7 protein-coding genes and 1 pseudogene are annotated in these 6,000 nt (G+C 42.1%); 7 read left to right on the top strand and 1 reads right to left on the bottom strand.

The window, feature by feature from the left end:
• The 7 genes and pseudogenes from Q4546_RS17640 to Q4546_RS17610 form a co-directional block, all read left to right on the top strand.
• Window positions 1-511 (top strand): annotated as a pseudogene (locus Q4546_RS17640) (hypothetical protein); the annotation flags it as partial.
• Between the two features lie 250 nt (window positions 512-761).
• A complete protein-coding gene (locus Q4546_RS17635) occupies window positions 762-1,103 on the top strand; it encodes a hypothetical protein (RefSeq protein WP_102475785.1) in 342 nt (113 codons plus the stop codon).
• Between the two features lie 66 nt (window positions 1,104-1,169).
• Window positions 1,170-2,681 carry a YdiU family protein gene (locus Q4546_RS17630; RefSeq protein ID WP_102440082.1) on the top strand — a complete coding sequence of 504 codons (1,512 nt, stop codon included), beginning with the start codon at window positions 1,170-1,172 and terminating at the stop codon, window positions 2,679-2,681.
• Between the two features lie 47 nt (window positions 2,682-2,728).
• Window positions 2,729-3,052, top strand: coding sequence for a DUF3630 family protein (locus Q4546_RS17625; protein ID WP_102440081.1), 324 nt, complete (start codon window positions 2,729-2,731; stop codon window positions 3,050-3,052).
• Window positions 3,045-4,157, top strand: a complete 1,113-nt coding sequence (locus Q4546_RS17620) for a serine/threonine protein kinase (protein ID WP_102440080.1) — start codon at window positions 3,045-3,047, stop codon at window positions 4,155-4,157. Before Q4546_RS17625 ends, Q4546_RS17620 begins: the two co-directional genes overlap by 8 nt.
• Before the next feature lie 150 nt (window positions 4,158-4,307).
• The gene (locus Q4546_RS17615) at window positions 4,308-4,922 is read left to right on the top strand and encodes a thiol:disulfide interchange protein DsbA/DsbL (protein WP_102440079.1); all 615 of its coding nucleotides are present in this window, start codon (window positions 4,308-4,310) and stop codon (window positions 4,920-4,922) included.
• Between the two features lie 342 nt (window positions 4,923-5,264).
• Window positions 5,265-5,477 carry a DUF1107 domain-containing protein gene (locus Q4546_RS17610; protein ID WP_102440077.1) on the top strand — a complete coding sequence of 71 codons (213 nt, stop codon included), beginning with the start codon at window positions 5,265-5,267 and terminating at the stop codon, window positions 5,475-5,477.
• Here the strand turns inward: Q4546_RS17610 and zapB are convergent.
• On the bottom strand, window positions 5,474-5,674 hold the full coding sequence (gene zapB / locus Q4546_RS17605; protein WP_055026159.1) for a cell division protein ZapB: 201 nt from the start codon (window positions 5,672-5,674) through the stop codon (window positions 5,474-5,476). The two genes, Q4546_RS17610 and zapB, sit on opposite strands and share 4 nt — an antisense overlap.
• Window positions 5,675-6,000: the final 326 nt, after the last annotated feature.

Genomic DNA, 6,000 nt, shown 5'->3' with positions numbered 1-6,000 from the left:
TTCAACCCCCACACCGCCACCGCCATTCGCGTCGGGATCGTGGGCTCGATACCCAGAGACAGAGCCAGAGCCAGAGCCAGAGCCAGAGAATAAACCTATTACAGCGGCTTTACCTGCAACAGGTGCATGGGCAAGTGATGCATTTACGGCTTTAGTTAGCCAATATGATGCAAGTGCTGAACTACAGGCCCAGCATCTGAGTTTACTCAGTATTATTAGTCACAGTTACAAGTTACGTAAACAAGCTGATTACTGCCAATACGGCGCAGGTTTGACCCAGCGTTATCAGTTAGCTTATCAACAGTATCGCCAGCAAAACGCCACTGCTGCAGATGATAAAGGCATAGGCTTTATGCAATTATCAACCATGCTCAATGATACTAAGCAATTTGATAAAGCCATTGAAGTCTGTCAGCAGGCCATTGATTATCAATTAACAGATGGAACTGTTACCGGTTTTGAAGGTCGAATTAAGCGTATCGAGAAAGCAAAATCTAAAGCGAGTAATTAAGTGAATTGAATAAGACTAGGTAATTGGCTTTAACCATGATTTAGGTTATTAGGTTTTACCATGATTTAGGTTATTAGGTTTTACCATGATCTAGTACAATGGCACTATCGTATGGAAAAGCGGACTTAGGTTCGCTTTTTTATTGCCCTAAAAGTGTTGGAACTGAATGTAGCTACTGGAATCCTGTAGCTAAATATTGAGATTAAAAGTGCAACTTAGGGTGAAAATAAGCATGCTTAAAGAGGTTTAAATGATGAATCGTAAAATGCGTAATACGCTGTTTTTATTCATGGCTATCATGGGGCTAACCGGCTGTATTCGTACCCCAGAATGGACACTGTTTTATTATGCGGATGAAGCCAAAGCGCCGCAGCAACCCATCAACGCCAAATTTATAGCAGGTTATTACGATACGCTTGAACAATGCCAAGCTAAAGCCAAGGGCATGCTGAGATTAAGCGGCAAAAACAGCCATCCACTGGATGCTAACCAGCTAGAAAATGCCACCGCAATACCGGTTGCCATTGATAAAGGCTATCAATGCAAACAGTTATGCCAAGTCAATGATGACAATGTCATTATCTGTCAATAAAACCTTGCCAGTAGTGAGTTATTAGCCTTCGCCATCAGGCTATTGTAGACCCAAGGAACAGGTTAAATGCAGTTTAAACAGGATTATTTTGAACAACTGGAAGGCTTTTATTCGCAGGTCTATCCATTGCCTATCAGTCAACCCCATTGGCTGGCTTGGAGTGATGACGCCGCCAAATTAATTGGCGCGCAAAGAGGCCAACTTAACGCCCAAGGTGATGATGAATTACTGCTGCAACTGTCAGGTAATCACGCTATGCCTGGGGCAAGTTACTATGCGCAAGTTTACAGTGGCCATCAATTTGGTGGTTATAGCCCACGATTAGGGGACGGGCGCTCAATTATTCTCGGCGAAGCGCAGGCAAACCCTAATGCTACAAGTAAAACAGCTAATAACGCGTCAGCTTGGGATGTGGCCTTAAAAGGGGCTGGGCCAACACCTTATTCTCGGAGTGGTGATGGTCGGGCGGTTATGCGTTCCGCGGTAAGGGAGTTTTTAGCATCCGAGGCCTTGGCGGCATTATCGATTCCGACCACCCGAGCATTAGCGGTGATTGGCTCTGACTTACCGGTATGGCGTGAATCACAAGAAACTGCGGCGATTACAGTGCGTTTAGCCAAAAGCCATATTCGTTTTGGTCACTTTGAGTATTTTTGCCATAGCGACCAAGGTGGTAAAGATAAACTAATTCAGTTACTAAACTTCACCATTAAACAGCATTACCCGCATTTAACTCAAGATTATCAAGGCTATAAAGCCTGGTTTACCCAAGTAGTAAAAGATACTGCTATTTTAATCGGCCACTGGCAAGCGGTAGGCTTTGCTCATGGGGTACTTAATACTGATAACATGTCGATTCTTGGTGACAGCTTTGATTTTGGCCCATTTGCCTTTTTAGATACTTTTAAAGAAGACTTTATTTGTAATCACTCCGATCCCCAGGGCCGTTATGCCTTTGGTCAGCAACCTGGCATTGGCCTGTGGAACCTGCAACGTTTAGCCCAAGCATTAACGCCCGTCATTGAGTCAGATGATTTAGTGGCTGTGCTGAATACTTATCAAGCTGAGTTAGTGCAGCAATATTTACTGCTCATGCGCGCTAAAATGGGCTTGAGTGTCAGTGAGCAAACCACGGCGCAAGCCCAAGAGCAAGATAAAACCGACTTAGATCTCATTGGCCGATTTTGCCATGTGTTACAGCATAATTTATTGGACTATACCAATACTTTCAGGGCGTTTGGTCAGTTAGACATAACCAGTGTCCACGCCAATATTAGTGATGAGATAATCGATAGACCCAAATTTGACGACTGGTATAAAAGTTATCAGCAGCGGGTTGGAAAGGTTGATGATATTGACCAATGGCAAGCACAGCGTAATAGTGTGAATCCCAAGTATATTTTACGCAACTACTTAGCCCAAGAAGCCATAGTGGCGGTGGAAGAAGGCGACAATAGTAAATTGTTAGAGCTGCATACTCTGTTAACTCAGCCCTATGCTGAGCAACCAGAATTAGACCATTATGCCAATAGACCACCCCAATGGGGACAAGGCTTAATCATGTCTTGTAGTAGCTAGTCAGTCATAGTAACAAGGTATTTAAGCAACTTATTTAAAGGAACATCATGTTATTGCGTTCGGTGCAATTAGATAAAGCCTCGCTGAGCATTTTAATTTCAGCAGAAATAGATTTTGAGCAGTTTGAAGCGTTTGCAGAGCCCTTAGCCTTGGCAATGGATTGTGATATTCGCGATCGCTTATGGGGCGCAGATAGGCACCAATGGCAGCTTAATTTTGAAGGCAGTCAGCTGTGGCTTAACTATGAGTTTTACGGCGATATTTGTTGGATATCAACGGAAGTAGAAGCCGATCTTGAAGTGCTAGAATATTTAATCACCTTGCTACAACCGCTGATCACTGCCAATGCGGTAAAGGATACACATGAATAATGACAATGCTGACAACGACTATCTAGATAATGACGAAGATATCGATAGTCAGGAAAAGTCGGGTAATGTAATAGAACCGGAATCACATCTTAACGATATCGCGCCAAAGGCTAGTGCTGACGAGGCTTGCTTTCATTATCAAGCCTTAACGCCTGATTTAATTCTCGATGCCATTGAGAGTGTTAACATCTATCCTGAAACGGGGTTGCTGGCGTTAAATAGTTACGAAAATCGGGTGTATCAATTTCGCTGCGATCGCGGTAATCGTTATGTGGTGAAGTTTTATCGCCCCCATCGCTGGAGTGATAATCAAATTCAAGAGGAGCATGATTACGCACTCGCGTTAGCTGCTGAAGATATCCCCATTGCAGTACCTGTGATTGTTGAGGGTAAAACCCTGCATGAATTTAAAGGTTATCGTTTTACTTTATTTCCCTCTATTGGTGGCCGCGCATTTGAGGTGGATAACCTTGATCAACTTGAAGCAGTTGGTCGCTTTATTGGCCGGATACATCAATATGCTAGTAAAGAGAGCTTTCAATATCGTGAGCCCTTAAGCTGCCAAATTTTAGGGGATGATGCGCTGCAATATTTACAGCAGTCAGGGCAAGTGCCTGAGGCCATTAGTCAGCAGTTTTTCACTGTCACGCAGCAAGTGTTGGCCAAGGCCAAGTCTGTATTGGCGCAGCATCAATTTCCGACATTACGGCTTCATGGTGATTTGCATCCAGGCAATATTTTATGGACCCCAGATGGCCCAGGTTTTGTTGACTTAGATGATGCTCGCCAAGGCCCTGCGGTGCAAGATATTTGGATGATGCTCACTGGTGATAGAGCCCAACGGTTATTACAGCTAGATGTATTACTTGAAGGCTATGAGGAGTTTTGTGATTTTGACCACAAGCAACTTAAGCTGATTGAGCCGCTGCGGGCATTGAGAATGATCCATTACAATGCCTGGCTAACAAAACGCTGGCAAGATCCTGCTTTTCCAAGGAACTTTCCATGGTTTGGTGATATCAAATACTGGGAACAGCAAACATTAGCGTTTAAAGAGCAACTTTCAGCGCTGGATGAAGAGCCATTAAGCTTGATGAGTTTTTAATTGAGTAATTGGCAAACCATAACGTAGATTGTTACAAATGATCCTGATAAGGTCTTGAGCATAAGAGATAATCTACATTATTATAGATTTAGATAAATTAGCGTTAACTATGCTACGGCATAATTGAGATTGCATACTAAAGGAAACAAGATGAAAAAAGCATTATTAATGGCTGCAGCGTTACTATTAGCCCCAATGGCGGCAACCGCAGCAGACTATAAAGAAGGTGTGCACTACACTGTGATTAACGAAGGCCCAGCCACATCAAAGCCTGAAATTACTGAGTTTTTCTCATTCTTTTGCGGGCATTGTTACAACTTCTCAAAAACTGTAGTACCAAAAATTGAAGCGACCCTTCCAGAAGGTGTGGCTTTTAATCAGGCACACGTTGAGTTTATTGGCGCAGATATGGGCGTAGAAATGTCACGTGCTTTCGCTATTGCTCATCAGCTCAATGTTGAAAAGAAAGTTGAACCAGCTATTTTTGCTGCAATCCATGACAAAAAGCAACGCTTCACCAACTTAAATGATATCCGTATGGTGTTTATTGCTAACGGTGTTGACGGTAAAGATTTTGATGCAGCAGCTAAGTCTTTCATGGTGAATGCGCAAATGTCTAAAATGAAGCGTGATACTCAGAATGCCAAAATTTCTGGTGTGCCTTCGTTAGTGGTTAACGGTAAATACCGTGTTGAGACAGGTGCGATTAAGTCTTACGATGAGCTATTAGACATCGCTTATTACTTAGCGACAGCTGACAAGTAACATGAGGATTTAACCTCCCACGTGACAAAAGGAGCCAATGGCTCCTTTTTTTGTATCTTTAATTTATTAGTGGCTGAAAAAGAGCAAAAAAAAACCGCATGTTTTAAAATTTGCATTTTAAAACAGTGCGGTGTTGAGCCAATTGGCTCGTTATTTACCCTGAGTAACGAAGTCACTTTACCAAGGTGTCAAAAAAATGGCAAGCGTCATTTTACTGGCTCGTTACATTTTGTTTACATTGAGTTATTTTGAAGCGGAAAAAGATCGATTTTAATGAAACTCTTTTGCGGTTTTTTTGTCCAACTTTGAGTTGTAAAATGAAATATAGCTAAAGGAGTCTCCATGAGAAGGTTTCCGGTATATGCACCTAAACTCATCGTTAAACATGCGCGAATTTTTTTAACTGGGGTGATTTGGGTAAAAGACTTAGGGTGTTTAGAGTTTAGAAAGGGGCGTTTTTTAATGCCGAAAAAAAGCCTGCCAAAAGTAAAGCAGGCTGTTTCTGAGCTTAACCAAATGCTAGTAGCTCAGCATGTTGAAACTAACACAGTTTAGCTTTCGCTATTGAGTAAGCCGACAAGGCCATTCACTTTATCGTTCCAAGAGTTTAGGTCTTGTTGCAATTGCTGATTAGTCTCAGTCAATTGAGCATTCTTTTGCTTCTCTTCTTCAAGCTCCATTTTTAGTAGCTCTGCATTTTCAAGAGTTGCCTGGATTTTGGCTTCCAGTTGGGACAGTAATTCAAGGCTCATATCGGGAGTCCTAATAGTTTCTGGATGGAATGCTGATTCTAGCAGTGACTGGGGTTTAAGGAATAGCCAAATTCGTTAAGTGGTTAAAAAAAGAACGACTTTGGCTACTATTTTGTAAGCTTTATCCATCTGTCAGTGTGAGTGGCTTGTTTTAAGCTAAAAACCGCCACATCCTGTGCTTTTTCAGTGAAATGATAAAACTTTATTTGTTGCGGTTTACCATGCTTTAACGGCTAATTTTATGGTTTTAATTATTGTGAACTTCGATTGACGCTTAATTGTGCTCCACTTTATCCATTTGCTTGACATTACATCTGATGATTCAT

It is taken from the genome of Shewanella sp. 4_MG-2023 (genome assembly GCF_030548015.1).
Taxonomy (GTDB): Bacteria; Pseudomonadota; Gammaproteobacteria; order Enterobacterales; family Shewanellaceae; genus Shewanella.
Note: the sequence above shows the minus strand (reverse complement) of the source record. Positions and strands in the feature narration are given on the sequence as shown.

Coding starts and splice junctions, on each gene's coding strand:
- zapB (WP_055026159.1), bottom strand. CDS start 5,674: ATGAGCCTTGAATTACTGTCCCAACTGGAAGCCAAAATCCAGGCAACT.
- Q4546_RS17620 (WP_102440080.1), top strand. CDS start 3,045: ATGAATAATGACAATGCTGACAACGACTATCTAGATAATGACGAAGAT.
- Q4546_RS17610 (WP_102440077.1), top strand. CDS start 5,265: ATGAGAAGGTTTCCGGTATATGCACCTAAACTCATCGTTAAACATGCG.
- Q4546_RS17625 (WP_102440081.1), top strand. CDS start 2,729: ATGTTATTGCGTTCGGTGCAATTAGATAAAGCCTCGCTGAGCATTTTA.
- Q4546_RS17635 (WP_102475785.1), top strand. CDS start 762: ATGATGAATCGTAAAATGCGTAATACGCTGTTTTTATTCATGGCTATC.
- Q4546_RS17615 (WP_102440079.1), top strand. CDS start 4,308: ATGAAAAAAGCATTATTAATGGCTGCAGCGTTACTATTAGCCCCAATG.
- Q4546_RS17630 (WP_102440082.1), top strand. CDS start 1,170: ATGCAGTTTAAACAGGATTATTTTGAACAACTGGAAGGCTTTTATTCG.